We start from the raw sequence: 23,962 nt of genomic DNA, 5'->3' as shown, positions 1-23,962 counted from the left end.
GATGCCGGCGTCTCCGAGACGCCGGCATCGTCAAGAACAGGATGTCGGAGCTATGCACACCGAACCGAGCCAGGCCAGGGACCTCGCCCACGCCACCTGGCGCAAACCCCTCAGGAGCGCGGGCAACGGGGAGTGCGTCGAGGTCGCCGACGGCTACCCCGGCGCGATCCCCGTCCGCGACAGCAAGAACCCCGGCCCCGCACTCGTCCTCCCGACACACGCCTGGTCGACCTTCATCGACCACCTCAAGCACTGACCCCAACCCGGCCCACGCCCATGCGGCGTGGGCCGTTCCCGTCCCCGCCGACGGCAGCCCGACGAAACGGTGCGGATTCAAACAGGCGCGGCACCGCGAGAGGCCCTGCGCAGCAGGGTGCGCGCAGCCTGCACCCCCACCGGCAAGGCGTCCCAAGAACACCAAGCGTCCCCGCGCCCAACCGGCACCCACCCCAACCACCCCACCACCCCACCGACGGCGAACCCCCGCCCGCCCCGCGACCTCCCCCTCCCAGCCAGCCCCCACGCAGCCATCCGCACGCCACGGAAACCCGGCCGCGCACCCGCCACGTAGACCGCCCACCGCTGCCGCCTGCCTCCGCACCGATCAGCCGAGGCAACGAATTTATGCGATGACGTGCATCGTCACGTCCCCGCATAGACGGCCGCACCTGGCCCTCGTATCGTCGTGATCAATCAGCCCAACCGGGGCCAGAGCGAGAGGTTCTCAGCTATGACACGGGAGGAACTGACCCGCCTTACCGGTAACGGGAACGGGAACTGCAACAACGACGACTGTCCCAACGTCTACCGGACCGGGCGAGGCTCGTTCGTCGTTCAGGGCGACGTTTCCAAGGCGTTCGATCCCCCCGAAGGGGAAGGACTCGTGGAGATCCCCGAGAGTGTATTGAGGGAGGCCGTACGTGCTCTTGGATGGTGACGCTTGGACCGCCAAGGTTCAGGGCTTCAGACAGGAAGCATGGCGGCTCGAAACCCTTCCCTGGTATCGCGTCCCCAGCGAGGATGGAGACATCCGGGACTTTCTTGCCGGACATCGAATTTCCCCCCACAGCTACACCTCCGGCTACACGGAGGGTCTACGGAGAATCCGGGCCGCAGGAAAGAAGAAGGGGCGGGTTCACATCGTCAGGCGACCCCTGACGGACTATCTGCGCTACGAGTTCATGTACTACCAGGCTCACTCGCTGGCGGGGGATGACATTCGCATTCTCGACGTGACAGACTGCGCGAATCCGCTGGACGGAATTCAGGACTTCTGGTTGTTTGACCGAGCAGAAGTTGTCCTCATGAACTATGCGGAGGATGGCACGCAGATCGATCGCCAACTCCATGAGGGTGATCCTGCGCCGTACATCGAGTACCAGCGCATCGCCCTTGCGGAGTCGGTGCCGTTCGGAGAGTACGTGAAACGGTGGCCATCGACCCTGCTCGACTAGACCAGAGTGGCCGCGAACTGGCGGCAATCCTCAGGCACCTTCGTAAGGAAGCCGGACTCTCAGGGGTCCGGCTTGCCGCGCGCTGCAACATGTCTCAATCCAAGATCAGCAGAATTGAGAGCAATAAAGCTCGTCCGTCTCTTCTAGATGTGGAACAGCTCCTTCGATGCCTGGATACTCCTCCCGCTATAGCAGCTGAGGTGATGGCCCTGGCCCGCATCGCCCAGACGGAATGGCAGGATGGCAGGGCGCTCCGCAGGAAGGGGCTCGACAAGAAACAGACACAGCTAGCCGGTCTCGAAGCATCGTCGACGACGTTCCGATATTTTCTCCTCTCAATGATCACGGGACTTCTGGCCACGCCCGAGTATGTCCGCGCCAGCCTGGCTCAGGCGCCACCAGAGCAGCAGCCCAAAGCCGTGGCGATGAAGCTGGACCGGCAGAGAGTCCTGTTCGACCGCTCAAAGCGCTTCACGTTCATCATGACAGAACAAGCCGTCAGATACCCGCTTGTCCCACCTGGCGAACTGGCAATACAGATCGACCGTTTGGCGTCCCTGACCTACCAGCCGAATATCCGACTCGGCGTCATTCCCATGGAGGTCCGTTTCGCCTCGGGCGCATTGAACACGTTCACCATCTACGACGAGAGCCTGGCAACCGCCGAACTCGACCTGGGAGCCATCGTTTTCCGCGAGAGTCAGGATGTTCAGGAGCTTGTCCGTCGCTTCACCAGCTATGAGGAACACGCGCTCTTCGGCGAGCAAGCCCGGGAGTACCTGGGCGCCTGGGCCGCACACTGCCGCCGATGATCTTTAGTCGACAACGCGCATGGATCGAGATTCCTTCTCCGACCCGAGTGACGATCACATCTCACCGAGGGCGAGACACCCCAACAGGAAGGAACCGACGCATGCACGAGGTACGGGCATTACTCACCCCTGGCGCGTTCGGCGGTGTCGTAGCGACTGTCGTCGACAACAACCCCGGCATGGCGCTGCATACGGCTGAGCGGATCGTGATGGAAGCACTCAAGTTCGTGGATGCCGCCGCGCAGTTCCCCACCGTCAAGATCACCCCCTCCAACGTGGTCGACGAGGGGTGGCACGCTCTGATTCTGCATACGAACCTGTACGACAAGCTGTGTGAACGCCTGGGGCGGTTCGTGCACCACTGGCCCGAGCGGCCCGACGCTGAGCGGCACGACCAACACGCGCTCACGTACACGGTGGCCATCATCGAGCGGGCCGGACACACGGTGGACAGCGAACTGTGGACAAGCCCGCCCCAGGCGCTGACCGCAGTGGCGGCCAACTGCTCCCACACGCCGAAGCCCGGCGGTTGTGGACCGATCAATCCGGGCAATTGTGCTTCGCACTGCTCGGGCGGTGACGGCGGTGGCGGAGGCTGTGGCGGTGGCGGTGGCGGTGGTAATTAGGGTGGCAACCACCCGAGGGAAGGCGGAAATGTGGACGCTGACGAGGCCCGGCAGGTGGACGCCATGCTCAGGCAGTTGGGCATCCCCGGAGTAGTCGCACCGGAGGACCCGGAGAACACGGCAGGGCCATGGCGCGTGTACGACACGGCCGATCCGGCCACGCGCCGGGACGTGACCGCCGACGCGCTAGCGTCCGTGGCCGCCAAGTTCCCCAAGGGGCAACCAGGTTCGGGACCGACACGAGGCTTCGTCATCCCGCCGAAGGACGGCTGACCGCCGACGGCGTATACCGGACAGCCGAACGCTCCTGCCGAAGCCGGCAGGGGCGTTCCGTGGTCTGGGCTGGTCCGTGGCCGGCCCCGAGCTCAGCAGTGGGTGGTTCACGGAACCACCCCCGGGATCCAGTCCGTGACGGCCTCCGTCAGGAGGCGCAGCGCCTCGTCCTGGCTCAGCTCGGACCGTTTCGGCACCGCGAAGGAGTGGTCCGCTTCGGGGATCTCCACCACCGGGGCGTCGGTGGGGAACTCCGTCGGACGGCCGAAGGGGTCGTTGCCGCCCTGGACGACGAGCAACGGTAGTTCGCCCAGGGGGAGTTCGTCCGCCCGGGACTTCTCTGGGCGGCCCGGTGGGTGGAGGGGGAAGGCCAGGGCGAGCACCGCGACCGCGTCCGTCTCGGCCGCCGTGCGGCAGGCGACGCGGGCGCCGGCGCTGCGTCCGCCGGCCACCACCGGCAGGCCGGGCGCGGCCAGCGCCGGGGCCACCGCGCGCCAGCCCGCGTCCAGGGTGCGCGGCGCCGGCGCGACCTTCTTGCCGGCGACCCGCCAGGGGGACTCCACCAGCGCCACCGTGAAACCGGCAGCCGGCAGCGCCGCGGCCAGCGCCGCCAGGTCCCGCGCCTCAACGCCGCCGCCCGCGCCATGGCCCAGGGCCAGCACGGCGCGCGGCGCGTCCGCCTCGTACCAGTGGACGCGGGCGTCGCCGCCCGGCGTCGCAACCGTCTGCCGTCGTGGGGTCTTCTCACTCATGGGGTCAGTGTGCCGCGTCACCGGGTGGACGCCCCCGGGTCACCGGGCGGCTGCCTGCCGTTAGGGTGCTGGGGTAATGAGCTGTTCCTCTCCCCCCACTCGTCTCAGCGAAACGCAGGAGCCGTCATGACGGGCCCGACGCCGTCCAGGGAACGCGGTCAGCACGCCGCGCGGCTGCCGCGCCAGACCGCTCGGCCCAAGCAGCGTGACGCGTTCTTCGACAACGCGAAGTACTTCGCCATCGTGCTGGTCGCGATCGGACACGCCTGGGAACCGCTGCGCGCGGACTCCCGCGTGGTCACCTCGCTCTACATGTTTGTCTACGCCTTCCACATGCCGGCGTTCATCCTGATAGCCGGCTACTTCTCGCGGAACTTCGACGGCCGGCCCGACCGGGTCAGACGCCTGGTCACCGGGGTGCTGGCGCCCTATCTGGTCTTCCAGGTCGCCTACACCTACTTCCTGCGCCGCCTGGACGAGAACGACAACAACTATCTGCCGCTGTTCGAGCCGCGCTGGCTGCTGTGGTTCCTGGTGGCGCTGTTCATCTGGCGGCTGACCGTGCCGCTGTGGAAGACGGTCCGCTGGCCGGTGCCGCTGGCGCTGCTGTTGGCCGCCGTGGCCACCGCGTCCCCCACCATGGGCAGTGACCTGCAGCTTCAGCGGGTGGTGCAGTTCCTCCCGTACTTCGTGCTGGGTCTGACGCTGCGCCCCGAGCACTTCCAGCTGGTGCGCCGCCGCGCGGCGCGGCTGCTGGCGGTGCCGATCCTCGCCGTCGCCGCGCTGGTCGCCTACTGGGCGGAGCCGCGCATGGAGTACGCCTGGCTCTACCACCGGGGCAGCGCCCAGGAGTTGGGCGAACCGTGGTGGACGGGCGTGCTGATGACGCTGGCGCTGTTCGGCTGCGCGGTGCTGCTGACGGCCTGCTTCCTGGCCCTGGTGCCGGGCCGCCACGCCTGGTTCACCGCGTTGGGCGCCGGCACCCTCTACGGCTATCTGCTGCACGGGTTCCTGGTCCGTGGCTCGGTTGAGTGGGGCTGGTACGACCCCGAGCCGATGCAGAACATCTGGACGGGGCTGCTGATCACCACGGTGATCGCGGCCGTGGGCATCTCGCTGCTCTGCGCCCCACCGGTGCAACGGCTGCTGCGCCCGCTGGTCGAGCCACAGATGAAGTGGTTCTTCGGCCGCGAGGCACTGACAGCACCCAAAAAGCCGGAGCCGGCCCGGGCCCCCACCGCCCCCGAACGGAACCCCGACACCGCGACGCCCCGCTCCTAGAGTGCTAGCCGCGGCCCGGGGTGTTCACCCACTCCCGGGCCGCCGCGAGATCCGCGGCGGTGCCAACCACCTGGTAGGCGAACCCGTCCCACTCCTCCAGCACCCGAGCCTCACCGGGCCGAACATGACCGGCACCGCCATTGACGGGGCGGTGCCGGCGGTGGACATCCATCGGCGGCCGGCGCCGCCTGCGGTACGCGGCGAGCGGGTCGGCCTCGTCGACGCGTGGGACGGCACGCGACGGCTGGTTCGGCGGCCCGGGGCGGCGATGCTTTCCCATAGCCCAATGGTCTCAGGCCGCCGGCCAGGCTAGCTGCCGCCCCGCTCGTGGTTCTTGGCGATTTGGAGCATGCGGTCGACGACGCGGCTGGTGGCCAGGCCGTCGGATGGTTCGCAGAAGTCCTTGACGAAGCGGGCGTACTTGGCCGCGTAGTCGCGTCGCACGGACGCGATGTCGCGGATGGCGGCGACCAGTTCGGGGGAGGTCTTGATCAGCGGGCCGGGGGCCTTCTCGGTGAAGTCGAAGTAGAAGCCGCGCAGGGTGTCGCGGTAGTGCTCCAGGTCGTAGGTGAAGAACAGCATCGGCCGGCCCGAGTGGGCGAAGTCGAAGAGCACCGAGGAGTAGTCGGTGATCAGGACGTCCGTGATCAGGTACAGCTCGGCGATGTCCGGGTAGGCGGAGACGTCGTAGACGAAGCCCTGTCCCGCGCCCGGGATGGCGTCCAGGATCTTGGGGTGCTTGCGGAACAGGAAGACGTGGTCGTCGCTCAGCGCCTCGCGGGCCGCCGTGAGGTCGACCTGGAGGTCGAGCTTGAACTTGGACGCGGTGTGCCGCTGGTCGTCGCGCCAGGTCGGGGCGTAGAGGACGACTTTCTTGCCCTCGGGGATGCCCAGCGTGGCGCGCACCCGTTGGGCGATCTTCTCCCGGTCGGGCCGGTGGAAGATGTCGTTGCGCGGATAGCCCGCCTCCAGGACCTCGCCCTCGCAGCGGAACGCGTTCCGCATGATCGGGGTGGTGAAGGCGTTGGGCGAGACCACGATGTCGAACTGGCGGAAGCGGTGCGGCAGGCTGGCGATATAGGCCAGGTTGGCCTTGGGGGTGCCCAGCAGGTCGGCGCCGATCTTCTTCAGCGGGGTGCCGTGCCAGGTCTGCACCACGCACTGCCCCTCGCGCCGCTCGTACCAGTCGCCGAGGCCGACGTTGGTCACCACATAGCGGCTGCGGGCCAGCGCCTCGTACCACTCGGTGCTGTGCCATTCGATGGGGCGGACGCCAGGGGGCAGCGCCACCTGTTCGTCGGCGACGGACCAGAGGTGTTCGACCTCGACGCCCCGGCGGACCAGCTCCTCGTAGATCGCCCGGGGCGAGTCGGAGAACTGCTTGCCACCGAAGCTGTTGTAGAAGACCGCCTCGCGCAGCGGCTCGCGCTTGAACTGCGGGGTGAGGACCTGCCGCAGCTGCCGCTGCCGGTAGGCGCCGCGCTCCTCGGCGGTGAGCACCGGGCCCGAGCCGAGGAACAGCCGGTCGAAGTAACGGCGGTTGACGGTGTAGGTGCGGCCGGCGACCCGTTTGCGCAGCGGCAGCAGGCCGTCGATCAGATCGGCGCGCAGCTTGACGGGGATGTCGGCGCCGTTGCCCCAGGCGGACTTGTCGCGCAGCCAGAGATACCAGCGGCCGGCGCGCAGCGGCAGCACCGCGTCGTAGGTGGTCACCTTGTCGGGTTTGATCCGGGCCTCGAAGCGGCCGTCCGACCAGTCCAGCGGAAGGACATGCTCCTCGAAGCGCTCGCCGTGCCGCAGCACCAGGTGCTTGCTGTGTCCTGGGCCCTCGTACTCGCCTTCGAGGACGAGCGCGCCGCCGCTCCAGCGCATCGCGTCGACCACGGCCTGCCGGGCGCGGTCGTGCAGTTTGAGCAGGCCGGGCCCGTCCGTGGTGACCGCGATCTCGCGGCCGGCGGGGCGGGTGTGGCGGCCGGGGGCGAAGCCCTCGCGGACGGTGGCTCGGCGGTCGGTGCCGTCGGCGAACTCGATATGGGTGAGGAAGTCGATGGTCTTCTCGTCGGGCGCCTCGGCCACCGACAGGTCGGCCAGCGGGATATCGGCCGTGAACCTGGACCAGCTGTCGTCGCCCTCGGCCCGGACCAGCGGGTAACTCGTGGGCGTCTTGGCGTTCTTGCGCACCACCCGCAGCTTGGTCGGCAGCTTGCCGGCGGCCGGGGAGCGCAGGCCGAGGCGCAGGGCGTGGCCGTCCACCACCCGCTGGTCGGTGATCTCCGCCTCCGGCAGCTCGACCCGCACCTGAAAGCGGCCCTCGACAAAGCTGGCCACCAGACGGGCGCCGTCGCCCAGGTCACGGGACTGGGAGTGGCCGGCCGAGCCGACGTCGACGCGGTCCACATGGCCCGGCACATAGCCGCCTGGGCGGGGCAGCGCCAGGGTGAGGCCCCAGGTGCCGGCGCGCCAACGCCCCCTGGACTTGAGCTTGTTGGGGTCGATCACCAGCTCGAAGCCGGCGTCGTCGTAGTTGTGCAGGGCCTGCTTGGAGTCCCGGGTGGCGCGGGTGGCCTCCTCGGCGCGGAACTTCACCGGTATCCGGCGGCCGCCCTTGGCGCGCAGCCAGGCGAGCCGGGGCAGCGGGCTGTGCGACCCGTCCGGCAGGTTGACCACATAGCCGAAGCCGCGCAGCACCAGCCGACCGTCCCGCCACAGCACGTCGGTGGCCTTGGCCCGCACGGGCATCTCGCGCAGCCGCAGCCGGGGCACGGAGGAGGGCAGCGAGGCCGTGTTGACGCCCGGGATCGCGACGGACGGCCGCAGCCGGCCGCGCACCGGGAACGCCGCCGGGTTCTCCCGCTCGAACCGCAGGACCGCCAGCAGGTCGTCGGCGCGCCGCGCCTTCGCCAGATGCCACTTGATCCGCGCGACCGGCGGGAACGTGGCGAGCCTGTCGGCCCTTCCCGCCTCAGCCGCCAGGAATTCGCCGACCGCGTCGAAGAACTCCCCGCGCTCGGCCTCGGTGGCCTCCGGCAGGAACCGCATCCGCCGCCGGAGTTCCTCCGGAATCATCTCTTCGGGCTTCGCGACCACGGATTCTCGTGCCTCTTCCTCGTCTTGCTGTGAACCTTGGTGCTGTGGGGGCGGGCCAACCGGCGGCGGCCACATGGGGTCAGGGGGGCCAGGGGATCAACGGGTCAGGCGATCAGGTGGCGGTCACCACGGCCGCGGCCCCCGTCTCGCCCAGCTTCTGGTTCCGCGCCTCGGCCCGCGCGGCGAGCGCGTTGACCGCCTCGTTGAACCGCTGGAGCGAGCTGGGCTCGTCGGGGCCCAGCAGATAGCGCTTCAGCTCGCGCCGGTCCCTGGCCAGCGGGTCGGCGCCCTCGCTGGTCACGGCGGCGAGCAGCTGGTCGAGCTGAGCGGCGTCGTTGGACAGGATGACGGCGGCCCGCACGGCGGTGTTCTGCCGGCGGAACTCGTCGGCGCCGAGCCCGGCGGAGTCGGTGACGGCATAGGGCTTGCCGCTGGCGATGAAGTCGGAGACCACGCTGGAGATGTCCGAGACCAGCGCGTCCGACTCGTTGAAGCAGTCGAAGAGACGCGGCTCGGAGCCGGTGATCACCCGGTGTTCCCACCAGCCGAGGGAGCGCCAGAACGCGTCGTTCCACTCGGCGAAGCCGCGTTCCTCGATCGCCGCCTGGTCGAGGGGCGTCTGCGCGTCCCTGGAGACCGAGGCGTCGTCCCAGACGGCGCCGAGCAGCGGCTGGCCCACCCGGCCCCGCTCCTCGACGGCGCGCAGCGCGGCGCGGGCGGCGGCCCGGTCGGCCGCGGTGCGCTCGGCCTCGGCGGCCCAGCGCGGGTCGGCGGCGCGGGCCGCGGCCGCCGCCTCGATCATGGCCGCGATCCGCTGGTGCACGACGCCGGCGGCCGGGTCCCTGGTGCCGGTGAACGGGTGCGGTTTGTAGATCACCCGCACCGGGCTCTCGGATTCGAGCAGCCGGCGGACGATGTTCTCGCCGGCCAGCAGCAGCGAGGTGTTGCCCGGATCGTCCGTCCAGCCCTCCCAGGTGGGGGCGTAGAGAACGGTGGGGATGCGGCCTTCGGGGCGGTCGCCCGCCGGGCGGATGGACGCCAGCTGGGGGCGGCCCACCTCCACGATGTCCTCGTCCCGCACCCCGACATCGGCCAGCGCGTAGCGGTCGCGGCCGGCCCGGCCGGCGCTCCACACCTCGTCGTAGGCCTTGGCGTAGGGGTTGATGCTGGCGATCTTGTCGCTGTCGCCGTGCCCGATGAAGACATGCTTCATGGTGGGCACGCGCAGCAGGTGGAGGTTCTTCCCGACGTTGGCCGGGTAGAGCCCGACGCGCAGCGTGGAGAGGTCCATGTTCATCAGGTGCACCGCGCTGGGCACGCACACCACCGGCACCGTGGTGGTGGCCAGCCGGCTGAGGATGGACCGTTCGCGGAGGATCACCAGGGGCTTGGTGTCCAGCTGCTCCATGGTCTCCAGCCACATGTCGGCCTGGTAGACGGACTCCTTGGAGCCGGAGAAGTAGAGCGCGGTGCGCGGCTGGTGTTCCCGCAGCCAGCCGTCGAACCAGGCGAGCGCCGCCTCCGGGTCCGGCGGCAGCTTGGCGGCGCGGAGGTAGGGCAGCAGCACCAGCAGATAGAGGAGGACCACCACGGGGGTGGCCACCGCGCCGACATAGCCGAAGGTGGTGTTGTCGGTGAGGACCGTCACCAGCAGACCGGCGAACAGCGGCACCTCGGCGTGCAGCACCTTCTCCACGGCGCGGTGGGTGAGCCAGCGGGGCGCGCCGTCGGGCACCGGCATCGAGCCGAGGTCGATGTTGCGGGTGGCGAACGGCAGCCTGCGCTTCCGGCGCAGCACCGTGACCAGGGCGGTGTGCGGGATCTGCAGGGCGTAGAACGCCAGCAGCCCGACGACCGCGACATGGGTCACGGTCTCGCCGGTCCAGTCGGTGCGGGCCAGCAGCAGCACCAGCAGCAGCTGGCGGAGCAGGAAGCGGACCGTCAGGCCGACCCTGGCCTTGCCCATGCGGACCAGCAGATAGCTGCCCCTGCGGTGCAGATAGTGGTCGCCCAGATAGCTGAGGGCGGCGGCGGCGACAAAGCCGCCGGTGGTCGGCAGCAGGGCGGTGAGCAGCATCGCCGGATAGCTGAACACCACGACCACCGCGACGAGGAGTTCGGCGGTGGTCGTCACGCCGGCGAGCCGGCGCAACAGTCCGAGGGTCATGCCACCCCCCCGGCGGCCTCGGCGCTGAGGGCGGCGGCCAGGGCGTGCTCGAAGGATCCGGCCTGGCTGGCGTCGGCCGTCGGGTCCTGCTGGCGGACGTCTATGACATGGCCGGTCATGGTGGAGAGCAGCACGTCGAGGGAGGTGCGGGCGACCGCCTCGGAGGAGAGCAGGGTGCCGGCCGGCTCCTGGCCGAACGCCTTGGTCCGCATCGGGGTCGCGGTCCGCTCGGGGTTGACGCAGTTGACGCGGACGCCGTCGGCGGCCCATTCGTCGGCCAGCGCCTGGGTCAGGTTGACCATGGCGGCCTTGGTCGAGGAGTACAGGCTGTACTCGGCGCGGCCCCTGGTGTAGCTGCTGGAGGTGTAGAGCAGCAACTGGCCCTGGGACTCGGCGAGATAGCGGTGCGCGGCGCGGGCGATCCGCACCGGGGCCAGGTAGTTGACCTTCAGCGCCTCCTCGATGGTGGCGTCGTCGGTCTCGGCGAGCTTCCCGATGCGCAGCACGCCGGCGGTGTTCACCACGTAGTCGATGCGGCCGGTGTCCGCGTGCGCCTTGGCCAGCGCCTCGGCGACGTCCCTGGGGTTCTCCACATGGGTGCCGGTGGTGGAGCGGCCCAGCGGGTAGACGGCGGCGCCGTAGCTGGCGGCCAGGTCGGCGATGTCCTTGCCGATGCCGTACGAGCCGCCGAAGACCACCACGGTCTTGCCGGCCAGCCGCTCCCGGTACGCGGCCTCGTCGGACTGCGCGGGCGCGGCCGTGGAGGCGAGCTGGAAGAGCTTGTCGGTGAGGAAGACGTCTACCGGCTGGGTGACCTTCATGTTGAACTCGTCGCCCGGCACCACATGGATCGGGACGTCGGGGAGGTACTTGAGGACCACGGAACAGTCGTCGGTGGCCTGGAAGTTGGGGTCGTCGGCGGCGACCTCGTAGGCCCGGCGGATGGTGGAGAGCCGGAACGCCTGCGGCGTCTGGCCGCGCCGCAGCCGCGAACGGTCCGGCACGTCGGTGATGAACTCGCCGTCCTCGCCATGGGTGCGGGTGACGATGATGGTGTCGGCGGACGGTATGGCCACGTCCACCGCCTGGTAGCGCTCCAGCGCGCGCACGCAGTCGCTGATCACCCGCTGGGAGAGCAGCGGACGCACCGCGTCGTGGAAGAGGACGTGGCGCTCCTCGCCCTCGGCCAGGCCCTCGCCCAGCGCGGCGATGGCGAGCTGGGTGGTCTCGTTCCGGGTGGCGCCCCCCTCAAGGACCCGACTGACCTTGGTCAACCCGCTCTTGGCGACAATGCGCTCGACGTCCTGCGCGTACCCGGGGGCCATCAGCACGATGACATCGTCGATGTCGTCGGCCTCCTCGAAGATGGCCAGGGTGTGCTCGATGACGGCCTTACCCGCGACCTTGATCAGCTGCTTCGGTATGGAAAGCCCCACACGCTGGCCCGTACCACCGGCCAGAACGACCGCTGTGGTGTGCGGGGACGGCCCTTTGGGTTGCATGGTCAAGGAAGCTCCTGCCGGTATCAAGAAGTGTCGCCTACGCGAGGAGAAGGTTAACCCCCGTAGAAGCTTGACCCCTAAGTCGGACTAACCGTTGCCGACCGTTATCGGTTCGAGACAGCGTACCTTTACCCTGCCGACCCCCCAAGCGCTCGGGTGACCAGGCATTTTCGCCGCTGAACCGATAACGGAACGACCCGTCCGACGATCAGAAACCGCCCCAAACGCAGCCAATACCGCCCAGCTCACTCAAAGGGGTCGAATTCCTCGAATTCCCGCTGCGCGGAGTCCTTTCGCTCGGCCTCGCGGTCACGCCGCCGCCTGGCCGCCGGGCGCAGCGGGTTCATACGGTGATCCTCGCCACGTCGGCCCAGCATCTCCGCGCCCGCCGACACCGTGGGCTCCCAGTCGAAGACCACCGCGTTGTCCTCCGGGCCGATGGCCACGCCGTCGCCCTCCCTGGCGCCCGCGCGGACCAACTCCTCCTCGACGCCGAGACGGTTCAGCCGGTCGGCAAGATAGCCCACCGCCTCCTCGTTGGCGAAGTCGGTCTGCACCACCCAACGTTCGGGCTTCTCCCCCCGAACCCTGAAGAAATCCTCACCTTCGGCGGTTACCGTGAAGCCCGCGTCGTCGACCGCCTTGGGCCGGATCACCACCCGCGTCGCCTCCTCGACCGGCTTCGCGGCCCGCGCCTCGGCGACCAGCGCGCCCAGCGCGAAGGAGAGTTCCCGCAGTCCCTTGCGCGACACCGCCGACACCTCGAAGACCCGCAGCCCGCGCGCCTCCAGATCGGGCCGGACGATATCCGCCAGATCCTGCCCCTCTGGGATGTCCGTCTTGTTGAGCACCACAAGCCGCGGCCGGTCGTCCAACCCGCCGTACTGGGCCAGCTCCTCCTCGATCACCGCGAAGTCGGAGAGCGGATCGCGCTCCGACTCCAGCGTCGCGCAGTCCAGCACATGCACCAGCACCTCGCAGCGCTCCACATGCCGCAGGAACTCAAGGCCCAGGCCCCGGCCCTCGCTGGCCCCCGGGATCAGCCCGGGCACATCGGCCACCGTGTAGACGGCGTCCCCCGCCGTCACCACGCCGAGGTTGGGCACCAGGGTGGTGAACGGGTAGTCCGCGATCTTGGGCTTGGCCGCCGAGAGCACGGAGATCAACGAGGACTTGCCGGCGCTCGGATAGCCGACCAGCGCCACATCGGCGATGGTCTTCAGCTCCAGCACCAGATCCCGGCTCTCCCCCGGCTCCCCCAGCAGCGCGAAGCCCGGCGCCTTGCGGCGCGGCGAGGCCAGCGCCGCGTTGCCGAGACCGCCCCGGCCGCCCTGCCCGGCCACAAAGGCGGTGCCCGGGCCCACCAGATCGGCCAGCACCCGACCGTCGGCGTCCAGCACCACCGTGCCGTCGGGCACCGGCAGCACCAGGTCCTTGCCCAGGGCCCCTGTGCGGTTGCCGCCGGCGCCCGGCTTGCCGTTGGTGGCCTTGCGGTGCGGCCGGTGGTGGTACTCCAGCAGCGTGGTGACCTCGGGGTCCACCACCAGGATCACATCCCCGCCCCGACCGCCGTCGCCCCCGTCGGGACCGCCCAGCGGCTTGAACTTCTCCCGATGCACGGAGGCACAGCCGTGGCCCCCGTTACCCGCGACGACGTGCAACTCGACGCGGTCCACGAAGGTTGTCATGACAGGTGCCTCCCGGCAGTTGTGCGTGCTGTGTGTCATCGGTCGTACGTCGCTCGTACCAACAAAGCCAAGGGCGGACCGCTTCCCGCCATGGGGAAGAACGGTCCGCCCTGGAGAATTCGTCGGTCGCGCGCTCAGCCGGCGGCGACCGGCACCACGTTCACGACCCGGCGGTCGCGGTGGGTACCGAACTGCACCGCGCCGGCCTCCAGCGCGAACAGCGTGTCGTCCTTGCCACGGCCCACGCCCTTGCCGGGGTGGAAGTGGGTGCCGCGCTGGCGGACCAGGATCTCGCCCGCGTTCACCACCTGGCCGCCGAACCGCTTCACGCCGAGGTACTGGGCGTTGGAGTCACGGCCGTTCCTCGTGGAGGACGCGCCCTTCTTGTGTGCCATCTCGCTTCAGTCCCTTACTTCGCGGCCGGGGCGGGGATGCTGGTGACCTTCAGCTGGGTGTGCAGCTGACGGTGACCCATCCGCCGGCGGTAACCGGTCTTGTTCTTGAACTTCTGGATCCGGATCTTCTGACCCTTGTGATGGTCGACGACCTCGGCCTGGACCTTCACGCCGGCAAGAACCCACGGGTCGCTGGTGACGGTCTCGCCGTCCACAACGAGCAGGGTGGAGAGCTCGACGGTGTCGCCGACCTCGCTCTTCGCCAGTCGGTCAACCTCGATGACGTCGCCCACAGCAACCTTCTGCTGACGGCCGCCGGTGCGCACGATCGCGTACACGCGGAACTCTCTCTCACTCGATGCGGAGCCTCTGATGCCAGCGACGGGCGAACCCGGCCTCTCCCCGACCACCCGGCCCTGACGGGACGGCGCGGCACCATGGGAGGAAGGTGCTCAGAGGCATGGCGTGTCCAGTGACACGCCGATCGCCAAGAATACGGAGGGGCCAACAAGCGGGTCAAATCCTGGCGCGCTGCCAGGATTCGACCCGCCCCACGGCCGTGGCCGAGGTCACTCCTCGGAGGGGGCCGAAGCCGCCGCCTTGGTCGTGGACTTCTTGGCCGTCGTCTTCTTGGCGGCGGCCTTCTTGGTGGTCGCCTTCTTCGTGGTGGTCTTCTTCGCCGCCGTCTTCTTGGCGGGGGCGCTCTTGGTGGCCTTCTTCGCCGTGCTCTTCTTGGCCGTGCCGGCCGCCTTCTTGGCCACCGTCTTCTTGGTGGTGGCGCGCTTGGCGGTCTTCCTGGCCGTGGCCTTCGCCTCCTCGGGCTCGGCCGGCTCCGCCACCGACTCCGCCAGCTCGGGCTCGGCCGGCTCGGGCTCCGCCTCCTCGGGCTCGGCCGGCGGCTCGGTGGCCACCACGGTGATCACCGCCTCCTCGGCGCCCTCGGGCGAACCGGCCGGCGCCGAGGCCCGACGGGCCGCCCGACGCGGGGCCGCCGGCTCGGGGGCCGCGACCGGCTCGGCCGGCTCGGCCTCGACCACCGGCTCCGGCTGCTCGTTGGAGACCACCAGCACCGTCGGCTCGGCTGCGCTCCTGGGCGCACCGGCCGGGGCGCTGGCCTTACGGCTGCCACGCCGCCTCGCCGGCTTGGCCACCGGCTCCTCGGCGACCAACGGCTCGGGCTCCGGCTCCGGAGCCGCGACCGGCTCGGGCTCGGCCACGGTGACCGTGGTCACCACGCCCTCGTCCGCCACCTTCGGCGGCCCGGCCGGCGCGCTCGCCTTACGGGTGGCGCGCCGACGCCGCCTACCGCCGGACGTCGGCTCCTCGACCGGCACGGCCGGCACCGCGGGCTCGGCGGGCTCAAGGGTGTCAAGCGGCTCGTCCCGCTCCACGTCCTGGGCGGTCCCGGCCGGCACGATCGGCTCCACCGGCTCGACCGAGGCCACCGGCTCCGGCTCCTCGGCCGCGCCCACCGGCTCGGGCACCTCCTCCGTCGCGTGCTCGATCGCGGCGGCCTCCACGGCGGCCGCGCCCTTGCCGCGCTTGCGCCCCTTCTTGCCGCCACCGCCACCGCCGCCACCGCCCGTGATGTGGGCATGCTCCATATGCACGAGCACGCCCCGCCCGTTGCAGTGCACACACGGCTCGGAGAACGATTCCAACAGGCCCTGGCCGACCCGCTTGCGGGTCATCTGCACCAGGCCCAGCGAGGTGACCTCGGCCACCTGGTGCTTGGTCCGGTCCCGGCCCAGGCACTCCAGGAGCCGCCGCAGCACCAGATCCCGGTTGGACTCCAGCACCATGTCGATGAAGTCGATCACGATGATGCCGCCCAGGTCGCGCAGCCGCAGCTGACGCACGATTTCCTCGGCCGCCTCCAGGTTGTTCCTGGTGACCGTCTCCTCCAGGTTGCCGCCCTGGCCGGTGAAACGACCGGTGTTGACGTCGACGACCACCATGGCCTCGGTGCGGTCGATCACCAACGAACCGCCGCTCGGCAGCCAGACCTTGCGGTCCAACGCCTTCATCAGCTGCTCGTCGATCCGGTAGGTGGCGAAGACGTCCACCTCCGACGTCCAGCGCGTCAGCCGCTCGGCCAGATCGGGCGCCACATGCGAGACATAGCCGTGGATCGTCTCCCAGGCGGTGTCGCCGCTGACGATGACCTTGGAGAAGTCCTCGTTGAAGATGTCCCTGACCACCCGGACGGTCATGTCCGGCTCGCCGTAGAGCAGCGTCGGGGCGTTGCCCTTCTTGCTCTTCTTCTGGATCTCCGTCCACTGCGCCTGCAGCCGCTCGACGTCCCGGGTCAGCTCCTCCTCGGTGGCGCCCTCGGCGGCCGTGCGCACGATCACGCCGGCGTCGTCGGGAACGATCTTCTTGAGGATCTGCTTCAGTCGGGACCGCTCGGTGTCGGGCAGCTTGCGACTGATCCCGGTCATCGAGCCCTCGGGGACATAGACCAGATAGCGTCCCGGCAGCGAGATCTGACTGGTCAGCCGCGCGCCCTTGTGCCCGATCGGGTCCTTGGTGACCTGCACCAGCACCGGCTGCCCGGACTTCAGCGCCGTCTCGATCCGCCGCGGCCCATGGCCGAGGCCCAGCGCCTCGAAGTTGACCTCACCGGCGTAGAGCACCGCGTTGCGGCCCTTGCCGATGTCGACGAACGCGGCCTCCATCGACGGGAGCACGTTCTGCACCTTGCCCAGGTACACGTTGCCCACGTAGCTGGAGGACTGCTCCTTGTTGACGAAGTGCTCGACGAGGACGTTGTCCTCCAGCACCCCGATCTGGGTGCGCTCGCCGTGCTGGCGGACGACCATCACCCGCTCGACGGCCTCGCGGCGGGCCAGGAACTCGGCCTCGGTGATGATCGGCACCCGCCGCCGGCCCTGCTCACGGCCCTCGCGGCGGCGCTGCTTCTTGGCCTCCAGACGGGTGGAGCCCTTGATGGACCGCACCCCGTCGGAGGACTCGACGCCCTCCTCGCGCTTGCGGCGCGGCTCGCGCACCTTGACGACGGTGCGCTCCGGGTCGTCCTCGCCGGTCGGCTGCTCGCCCGCGTCGCCGGTGCGGCGCCGGCGGCGGCGACGCCGGCGGGACGAACCGCCGCCGTTCTCGCCGGCCTGCTCCTCCGCGTCGCCGTCGTGCTCCGACTCGGCTTCCGGCTCCTCCGCCGGCTGCTCCTCGACCGGCTCGGCCGGCTCGTCGGGGCCGGCCTCGTCGGCCGCCGCCTCGGCGGCGCGCTCGGCCAGCTCGCCCCGGCGGCGGCGTCGGCCGCCCCGGCGGCGGCGCCTCGCGGGGCGGTCGCGACCGCCCGCCTCGTCGGCGGCCTCGTCATCGGCCTCGGCGGCAGGGGGCAGCGCGACGGGCGCGGACTCGGGCGCCTCGGCCGTCAGCTCGTCGTCGACGTCGGACTCGTCCAGCTCCTCGTCGTCCTCGGCGGAGTTGGCCGACTCGGCGTAGCGGCTGGCCGCCTCCTCGGCGGCGCGCTGCGGGGTCTGGAACATGGGGGCCTGGAAGACCGGCGCCCGGAACACCACGGCCGGGGCGGCCGGCGGCTGCGGCAGCTCCTCCTCCGGCCGCGTGGCGCCCGCCTTGGGCTCGGCATCGGCCCGCTGCTCGGCCTCGGCGCGCGCCGACCGCTTGCGTCGGCGGCCCGTCTCGCGCTCCTCGGTCGGCTCGGGCGCGGCGGCCGGCTCGGCCGCCGCCCTGGTCGCCCGGCGGCGCCGACGCGGCGTGGCCTCGGGCTCCTCCTGGGTTTCGACGGCCGGCTCCTCGGGGGGCTCGGCCACCGGCTCCGACTCGGCCACAAAGGCCGGCGGCTCCACGGCCTTGGCCTCGCTCTTGGCGGCCCGCCTGCGGCGCACCGGGGCCTCGGACCCGGGCTCGGCGGCGGCGCGGACGGCCCGGCGGCGGCGACGCGGCGCCACCTCGACGACCTCCGGCACATCCGCCAGCTCGGCGACCTCCGGCACGGTCTCCTCGGTCGCCTCGGGGGTCGTCGGTGTCTCGGGGGTTGTCGGTGTCTCCGTCTCCTGGGCCTGGTCGGCCGCTTCGGCGCTCTCGGCGGGCCGTGGCTCGCTGGTCGCCCTGGTGGCGCGGCGCCGGCGGCGCGGCGGCGCCGGCTCGTCGGCCGGCGGGCTCGCCGCGGGCGCGGCCTCCTCCGGCGCCGGGGGCGCCGGCGGCGTCACCTCGGTGACCTCGGCGGACACCGGCTCGGCCACGCTGGTCGGCGGTCCCGCCGGGCGGCTCGCGACGCGGCGACGCCGCCGGGGCGGAAGGGTGTCGCTCGGTGTGTTGCTGTCGTCGGTGCGTTCCGCACCTTCCGCGTTCGCGGACTCGTGTCGATCGTGCATTGCGGGCGGTTCTCCCGTCATGCTCCCGGGCACCCCACCCTGTCACGGCGGGCGCCGCTCGGGAGCTTTCGTGTCGCTCGCCGGTTCCGGACCTACTCGGCCCGGCTACGGCGAAAGTCTGCTGGTCGATGCGCCGGCTGAAACGGTCGGGCCCGAGTGGCTCCCTGGCCCCAAGCGGTTCGACGGCGCGGCGACGGCATCACTGTCCGGCGGCTCCCGGCGCCGCCGCGGGTGACTGTCCTGGGGCCGTGGCAAATGCGGCCTGGGCAGCGTCGCGGTCGGGCGCGAACGGGTCGAGCACCGTGCCGGTCTCCTCATCGAGCGGCCCCTGCGCCAGCCTGGTCACCGCAGCGGGGACCGGCGGCGCCAGGTCGGCCGTAGCGCGGAGACCGGACAGGACGTCGTCGGGTCGTACGGCGGGGGTGGTATGCCGTACTACCAGGCGCAGTATCGCACAGGGAGCGGAGCCGGGCCTATCGGACCCGCCTTCGTCGGCGGTGAGGGAGACCACGGCGCCCCTGGCGTCGAAGTCCCTGATGCCCTTCTTCGTCTGCCGGCGCACCATGACCTCGTCGGCGGCGAGAAAGACGGCCACGGCCTGTCGGGCCGTCGCCACGGGCACGCCGTCCAGGCGCAGCTCCCACACGGAGGCGGCGAGCCGGTCGGCGAAGTCGCCGGTGCGCGCGGGAACGGCCTCGACGATGTCGAGCCCGGTGGGCAGCGACTCGTCCAGGCGCGCCCGCAGCTCGGCCGGCTCCCTCGGCTCGGCCAGCGCGATCTCCAGATACTCCGCCTCGCTGGCCGTGCCGGTGGGCGCGGCGTTGGCGTAGGAGACCCGGGGGTGCGGGGTGAAGCCGGCCGAGTAGGCCATCGGCACCTCGGACCGGCGGAGGGCGCGCTCGAAGGCCCGTTGGAAATCGCGGTGGCTGGTGAACCGCAGACGGCCGCGCTTGGTGTACCGCAGCCGCACGCGCTGCACCACGGGTGCAGGGGGCGGTCCTACGGGCTGTCGCTTGCCCAGTTGTCCTCAGTCCCTCGGTCGCTCCGGCCGCGCGCCGACCCCGCCGGGGTGGGGCACGTGACTGTGTTGCCGTGTCGCGGGGCTCGTCGGAACCCCGCGACCAGGTTACGACGGCGCGGTGGCAATCCAGTACCTGAGCTTGTCGCCCCGCTTGTCCTCGAAGGAGCCGCCGGCGGCCTCGATCACCTTGCGGGAGGCGATGTTGGTCGTGTCGCAGGTCACGAGCACCGGATCGAGGCCCAGGCCCCAGGCGTGCGGCAGCGCGGCGCGCAGCATGGCCCGGCCGTGCCCATGCCCCCGCGCGGACGGCCGGACGTCGTAGCCGATGCTGCCGCCCCACTCCATGAGGCGGGGCGTCAGCTGGTGCCGGATGGAGAGCCGGCCGAGGAAGACGTCCCCCTCGGCGAACCACAGCGTGGTCGACGGCACCATGCCGGCGGGGCGTGCCGTCTCGGCCTTCGCGTCGGCGATCAGCCGGCGTACGTAGTCCTCGAAGACCGCCGGCTCCTGCCAGCGGTCTCCGTAAAGCTCGATGTCCCGGCCGAGCATCGTGTCGTCCGCGGCGGTACCGCGGCCCTCCGACCGGAACTCCCGAACGGCGTCAAGAAACGTGTTCCGCAGAGCGCTGCGGGGCGTGATCAGCATGGGCACCAATCCATCCTGCGTGCGCCCCGGGCCCACGGCAACCAGGCCTCCGGGCGTGCCTCGGACCTCGGGTGAATAACGCCAGGTCAGAGGGGGACTACCGACTGCGACTTTTCTTGTCCCGGTTATGCGGCATCGCTTCGGAAGTCCCAACGGGTCTGTGAGTAGGCGCCCTTGGCGAATCCGAAGACGCGCGAAGGGACGATCTCGAAGAGCAGGGCGCTGCCGCCCTCGGCGTGGTGCAGGGCCCCGTCGCGGGCCTCGAAGGCCCAGTCGGGACCGTATTTGGCGGCGTAGGCGTCGGCCAGTCGGCGCAGCGGCTCGGCTTCCGTCCGCCGTCGGGCCCGGCCCTCGACGGTGAGATCGAGGCCCTCGTCGAGCGTGTCGCGCCCGGTGGTCAGCACCACCTCGGGGTTGGCCGCGAGGTTCTTCGCCTTGCGTTCCCCGGCGCCGGTGGTGAACCAGGCGCTGCCGTCCTGCCAGATCGCCAGCAGCGGGGTGACATGGGGCCGGCCGTCCGGGCGGACCGTGGAGAGCCAGAAGACCTCCGCCGAGGTGAGGGCGCGCAGCGCCGTGTCCCAGGGCGTCGGCCGCGCGTCCGGCTCGCTGAACTCGCGGCTGAGGGTGGTGCTGGTCGGTTCGCCCGTCATTCGGTCGTCCTCTTCTTCTCCGGGGGATCCCTGCGGGTTTTCCCGGGTTTCCCCTCGGCCCGCGGGCTCTTCGGTCCCGGGGTCCTGAAGAAGGGGACTCGCGCGCGCTCCGGAACTCATCGCCCCGCGCACGGGCCCGCGCCCCCCGGCGGCTGGCCGGGGGGCGCGGGCGCCTGGTGCTGACGAGCTGACGGATCAGCCGGTGGTGCTCGCCGACGAACCGGGCGGAACCGTGAGGGTGGTGCCGTCCGAGAAGGTCACCGTCCGTTCGCTGCCGCCGTAGTTGTGCGCGGCATAGGTGGTGGTGGTGCCGTCGGAGAACGCCGCCGCCGTCGGACTGTCGGCGGTGATCGAGGTGTCGGGGGCGCCGATCGCGTCCAGGGTGTAGATCCAGTGATAGACGTGGGCCCAGGACTCGCCGGCCTCCGGGGTGTAGCTCCCGCCGCCGTCGCTGTCGTAGGCCGCGCGGGCCGCCGTCGGATCGGCCAGCGCCTGGAACTCCCAGAGGATTTCCTTCCACTCGACGGGCGGGCCGCCGTTCTCCTCGACCAGCTCCTCCAGGTTGCGGATGATCGCGTCCTTGTCCCTGGCGAGGTGGAGCGAGGCGCCGGTCACCGGGAGGACGTTGATGCCGTGGATCTCCTCCGGGTTGCCGGTCCACCAGGTGGAGTGCGAGGCGCCGTTGCTCCAGACCATGCCGACGGTGTTGTGCTGGTAGTCGGCCGGGAAGTTCTCCTCGTCGCCGTCGAACCAGTACTGCCGGATCGACTCGGACTCGGTGGTCAGCAGGTAGACGCCCAGATCGCGCAGCTCGGTGTCGCCGGTGGCCTCGCCCCACATGATGAGGCCGGCGCTGAGGTTGACCGACTCGGACGAGGACTCCTGGTTGTTGCCCGCCTCGAAGCCCTGGTGCCCGGCGGCCCAGCTGTGGCCGGCGTAGACGTCGAAGCCGCGCAGGAACGGGTAACGGTCGTCGTCCCTGGACGGGTTGGCCGCGTCGGCGATCAGCTCCTCGACCATTCCGCCCCAGGCGGACTCCTCGGCCCACGCCGGGTCGTAGGCCGCGATGGTGGCGGCGGCGAAGACGAAGTAGGAGTAGTGGAAGTGGTGGTCGTTCAGCTCCTGGTCGCTGCCGTAGGAGGCCGGGTAGCCGGTGAGGGTCTTCCAGTCCGAGTCGTAGGAGAACTCGGCGGGGCCGCCGACCGTGAACCACTCCTCGAAGCCGGCCTTCATGGCCTCCAGCAGCTGGTCCCTGGCCGCCGTCTCACCGATCTGGTCGGCGATCGGCACCACCTGTGCGAGGCGGCCGAACTGCTTGCCGCTCCAGTAGGTGTCGCCGAACCCGATGGACGCGTCGGCCGCCACCTCGTTGACGAACGCGGCGAGTTGCCCCTGGTCGACGCCGTCGGTCTCCGGCAGCGCCGGCAGCACGCCGGTGACGTCCTGGGTGGTGGTGAACGAGTTGCCGTCCCGCACCCGCATCACGCCGCGCGGCGAGACGTACTCGTAGTCCGTCAGGGTGTCGGAGGTGTAGGCCCACTGGTGGGGGTAGAGGGCCTGGATGGTGCCGGTCTCGTCGCCCTCCCTGGCCTCGGTCTCCAGGGTGTACGTCGCGCTGACCTGGCCGGCCGACTCGTTGTAGTCCCAGTCCACGACCGAGCCGGTGACAAAGCTGTAGGCGTACTGGGCGTACAGGTCGAGGGCGCCCTGGTCGGGCAGGACCGCCACCGAGTAGTAGTCAGCGCCGCCGAGGTCCGAGCTGATGGTGGTGCCCGAGACGTTCCAACTGCTGCCGCTGGGCGCGAAGAGCGCGTAGTCGCGGCCGTTGACGGTGACGCCGAGGGTGCTGCCCTCGTCGGCGAAGACCTCCGCCGGACCGGCCGTCACGATCTCGGCGTTGCCGCCGGTGCCCTCGGCGTAGACATACGGGCTGCCATGGCCGATGGTCGCGCGGAAGGTGTGCCCCGCGTCCTCCCAGTACGGCGTGACGGTCCAGTCGGACCACCCGTCCGCCTTGGTGTCCGGCGAGTTCAGCCCGGCGACGCCGAGCGTCAGGTCCGCCTGGTGCGGGAAGTTGTAGTACGAGCCGTCGACGTTGGGCTGCGTCTGGTAGCCGACCTCAAGGCCGCCGGCCACGGCCCGGTAGCTGAGCGGATGCCCGTACATCGGCTGGGAGTGCGGGATGTCCGCGTACCGCTTGAACACCAACGACGTCCACCAGTCGTTGGTGGGGACCGGCTGACCGGCGACGGCGTCCGTCAGCTGGGGGAGGACCGGATTGCCCGCGGAGTCGAGCGGGCCGACGGTGCCCGCCGGACGCTCGTCCGAGTAACCGCCGTTGCCGACGGGCACTTCGGCGGCGCCGGCCGAACCGGGAATGAGCGTGAGCCCGGCCAACGCGGTGGCGCCGGCCGTCAGCATCAGTGCGATGCGTCTGGTGTGGGTGAGTGGCCGCATTTGCGTCGTACCTCGCAACCGGTGGGGGGAAGGAACGGGACGGGGAGTGGACGGGAACGGGACAGGAACGGGACGGCTGAGAGCGCTCTCTTGATGCGCTCTGAACCTAGAGACGGGCCTATTTCGTGTCAATGGATCGAACGGGAACCGGAACGGGGCCCTGCGCGGGCGGCGTTCGGCAAACGCCGGGCCTCGGCGGCCCGGCGGGGCAGGCCGCGCCGCGTGGAGCGGCGGACTTCGGGGGCGGGGAGTTGCACGGCGGAACGCCGGTAGGTGGCACCGGAGTTCGGCCGTGTGCGGGCGGAGAGCCCCTCGGGAGTACGACGCCCGTGGCTTGGTGGGCATGGTGGGTGCCCGGTGGGCACCGGCGGGGCGGTGGCACGTGGCACTGGAGTTCACCGGCTCCGGTGGGGGTGCGAAGCCGGTGGCCCGGTGGGCACAGTGCGCACAGCGGGCGCCCGGGATACGCCGGCTGAACAGCGGCACCTGACAATGGAGTTCACCGGGACCGGCGGGAGTGCAACGCCCATGCCATGGTGAGCGGGGGGGTGCACCGGGGTGCACTGACTGAACGTTGCCACGTAGCAACGGAGTTCACCGGCGATGGCGGCAGGGAGGACCCCGCATCGGTGGGCGCGGCGGAGCCACCTGGGCCACGGCCAACGTCCCTACGTAGCGACGGAGTTCGGCCCGGCGTGTGGACTGCGGATCCACGGGGGTGTCCCCGGCGGGCCCAGCCGGGGGGCGTACCCGGTTGCAAAGATCGGGGGGTGGGGTGGCGCGGGCCGGGGGAG

20 protein-coding genes and 1 pseudogene are annotated in these 23,962 nt (G+C 70.7%); 8 read left to right on the top strand and 13 right to left on the bottom strand.

The window, feature by feature from the left end; translation table 11 throughout:
* Positions 1-52: 52 nt before the first annotated feature.
* The 7 genes and pseudogenes from AOM46_RS02470 (at position 53) to AOM46_RS02450 (ending at position 3,165) form a co-directional block, all read left to right on the top strand.
* Entirely contained in the window at positions 53-256 is a 204-nt protein-coding gene (locus AOM46_RS02470) for a DUF397 domain-containing protein (protein ID WP_062204867.1), read from the top strand.
* Positions 257-730: 474 nt separating this feature from the next.
* The gene (locus tag AOM46_RS35065; RefSeq protein ID WP_078856398.1) at positions 731-937 is read left to right on the top strand and encodes a hypothetical protein; all 207 of its coding nucleotides are present in this window, start codon (positions 731-733) and stop codon (positions 935-937) included.
* Positions 921-1,454: a DUF6879 family protein gene (locus AOM46_RS02465; protein ID WP_062204864.1), complete on the top strand. Its 534-nt coding sequence runs from the start codon at positions 921-923 to the stop codon at positions 1,452-1,454. Before AOM46_RS35065 ends, AOM46_RS02465 begins: the two co-directional genes overlap by 17 nt.
* Positions 1,430-1,642, top strand: a pseudogene (locus AOM46_RS35970) (helix-turn-helix domain-containing protein); the annotation flags it as partial. The gene AOM46_RS02465 and the pseudogene AOM46_RS35970, both read left to right, overlap by 25 nt.
* A gap of 15 nt (positions 1,643-1,657) precedes the next feature.
* Positions 1,658-2,266, top strand: a complete 609-nt coding sequence (locus AOM46_RS02460) for a DUF5753 domain-containing protein (protein WP_370592638.1) — start codon at positions 1,658-1,660, stop codon at positions 2,264-2,266.
* 101 nt (positions 2,267-2,367) lie between these two features.
* Positions 2,368-2,892: a hypothetical protein gene (locus AOM46_RS02455; RefSeq protein WP_062204858.1), complete on the top strand. Its 525-nt coding sequence runs from the start codon at positions 2,368-2,370 to the stop codon at positions 2,890-2,892.
* A 30-nt stretch (positions 2,893-2,922) separates the two neighbouring features.
* The gene (locus AOM46_RS02450) at positions 2,923-3,165 is read left to right on the top strand and encodes a hypothetical protein (RefSeq protein WP_062204857.1); all 243 of its coding nucleotides are present in this window, start codon (positions 2,923-2,925) and stop codon (positions 3,163-3,165) included.
* Positions 3,166-3,272: 107 nt separating this feature from the next.
* Here AOM46_RS02450 and AOM46_RS02445 read toward each other — a convergent pair whose 3' ends face one another.
* Positions 3,273-3,917 (bottom strand): alpha/beta family hydrolase, encoded by a 645-nt coding sequence (locus tag AOM46_RS02445; protein ID WP_062204856.1) that lies wholly within the window; start codon positions 3,915-3,917, stop codon positions 3,273-3,275.
* Between the two features lie 126 nt (positions 3,918-4,043).
* On the opposite strand from AOM46_RS02445, the gene AOM46_RS02440 reads away from it, so the two are divergent.
* Entirely contained in the window at positions 4,044-5,198 is a 1,155-nt protein-coding gene (locus AOM46_RS02440) for an acyltransferase family protein (protein WP_062204855.1), read from the top strand.
* Positions 5,199-5,202: 4 nt separating this feature from the next.
* Here the strand turns inward: AOM46_RS02440 and AOM46_RS02435 are convergent, their stop codons facing one another.
* The 12 genes from AOM46_RS02435 to AOM46_RS02380 all read right to left on the bottom strand — a co-directional run bounded on the left by AOM46_RS02435 (position 5,203) and on the right by AOM46_RS02380 (position 23,168).
* On the bottom strand, positions 5,203-5,478 hold the full coding sequence (locus AOM46_RS02435) for a DUF6087 family protein (protein WP_062204853.1): 276 nt from the start codon (positions 5,476-5,478) through the stop codon (positions 5,203-5,205).
* A gap of 29 nt (positions 5,479-5,507) precedes the next feature.
* Positions 5,508-8,237 (bottom strand): CDP-glycerol glycerophosphotransferase family protein, encoded by a 2,730-nt coding sequence (locus AOM46_RS02430; RefSeq protein WP_078856480.1) that lies wholly within the window; start codon positions 8,235-8,237, stop codon positions 5,508-5,510.
* 160 nt (positions 8,238-8,397) lie between these two features.
* A complete protein-coding gene (locus AOM46_RS02425) occupies positions 8,398-10,452 on the bottom strand; it encodes a hypothetical protein (protein ID WP_062204851.1) in 2,055 nt (684 codons plus the stop codon).
* Positions 10,449-11,954: a bifunctional cytidylyltransferase/SDR family oxidoreductase gene (locus tag AOM46_RS02420; RefSeq protein WP_062204846.1), complete on the bottom strand. Its 1,506-nt coding sequence runs from the start codon at positions 11,952-11,954 to the stop codon at positions 10,449-10,451. Before AOM46_RS02420 ends, AOM46_RS02425 begins: the two co-directional genes overlap by 4 nt.
* Before the next feature lie 245 nt (positions 11,955-12,199).
* On the bottom strand, positions 12,200-13,642 hold the full coding sequence (obgE, locus tag AOM46_RS02415; RefSeq protein WP_062204843.1) for a GTPase ObgE: 1,443 nt from the start codon (positions 13,640-13,642) through the stop codon (positions 12,200-12,202).
* Between the two features lie 134 nt (positions 13,643-13,776).
* Complete coding sequence (gene rpmA, locus AOM46_RS02410; RefSeq protein ID WP_062204838.1) at positions 13,777-14,037, bottom strand: 50S ribosomal protein L27; 261 nt, start codon at positions 14,035-14,037, stop codon at positions 13,777-13,779.
* Between the two features lie 14 nt (positions 14,038-14,051).
* The gene (rplU, locus tag AOM46_RS02405; protein WP_062204837.1) at positions 14,052-14,375 is read right to left on the bottom strand and encodes a 50S ribosomal protein L21; all 324 of its coding nucleotides are present in this window, start codon (positions 14,373-14,375) and stop codon (positions 14,052-14,054) included.
* Between the two features lie 231 nt (positions 14,376-14,606).
* Complete coding sequence (locus AOM46_RS02400) at positions 14,607-18,395, bottom strand: Rne/Rng family ribonuclease (protein ID WP_062204834.1); 3,789 nt, start codon at positions 18,393-18,395, stop codon at positions 14,607-14,609.
* A 199-nt stretch (positions 18,396-18,594) separates the two neighbouring features.
* Positions 18,595-19,374: a TIGR03936 family radical SAM-associated protein gene (locus tag AOM46_RS02395; RefSeq protein ID WP_062206302.1), complete on the bottom strand. Its 780-nt coding sequence runs from the start codon at positions 19,372-19,374 to the stop codon at positions 18,595-18,597.
* A 147-nt stretch (positions 19,375-19,521) separates the two neighbouring features.
* Positions 19,522-20,061 (bottom strand): GNAT family N-acetyltransferase, encoded by a 540-nt coding sequence (locus tag AOM46_RS02390; protein ID WP_062204831.1) that lies wholly within the window; start codon positions 20,059-20,061, stop codon positions 19,522-19,524.
* Between the two features lie 125 nt (positions 20,062-20,186).
* Positions 20,187-20,711 carry a pyridoxamine 5'-phosphate oxidase family protein gene (locus AOM46_RS02385; RefSeq protein WP_062204828.1) on the bottom strand — a complete coding sequence of 175 codons (525 nt, stop codon included), beginning with the start codon at positions 20,709-20,711 and terminating at the stop codon, positions 20,187-20,189.
* A 195-nt stretch (positions 20,712-20,906) separates the two neighbouring features.
* Entirely contained in the window at positions 20,907-23,168 is a 2,262-nt protein-coding gene (locus tag AOM46_RS02380; RefSeq protein ID WP_062204824.1) for a glycosyl hydrolase, read from the bottom strand.
* Positions 23,169-23,962: the final 794 nt, after the last annotated feature.

This window comes from Streptomyces sp. NBRC 109706, assembly GCF_000974485.1.
In the GTDB taxonomy this organism is placed as follows: Bacteria; Actinomycetota; Actinomycetes; order Streptomycetales; family Streptomycetaceae; genus Streptomyces.
This window is presented reverse-complemented; position numbering and strand designations above follow the sequence as displayed.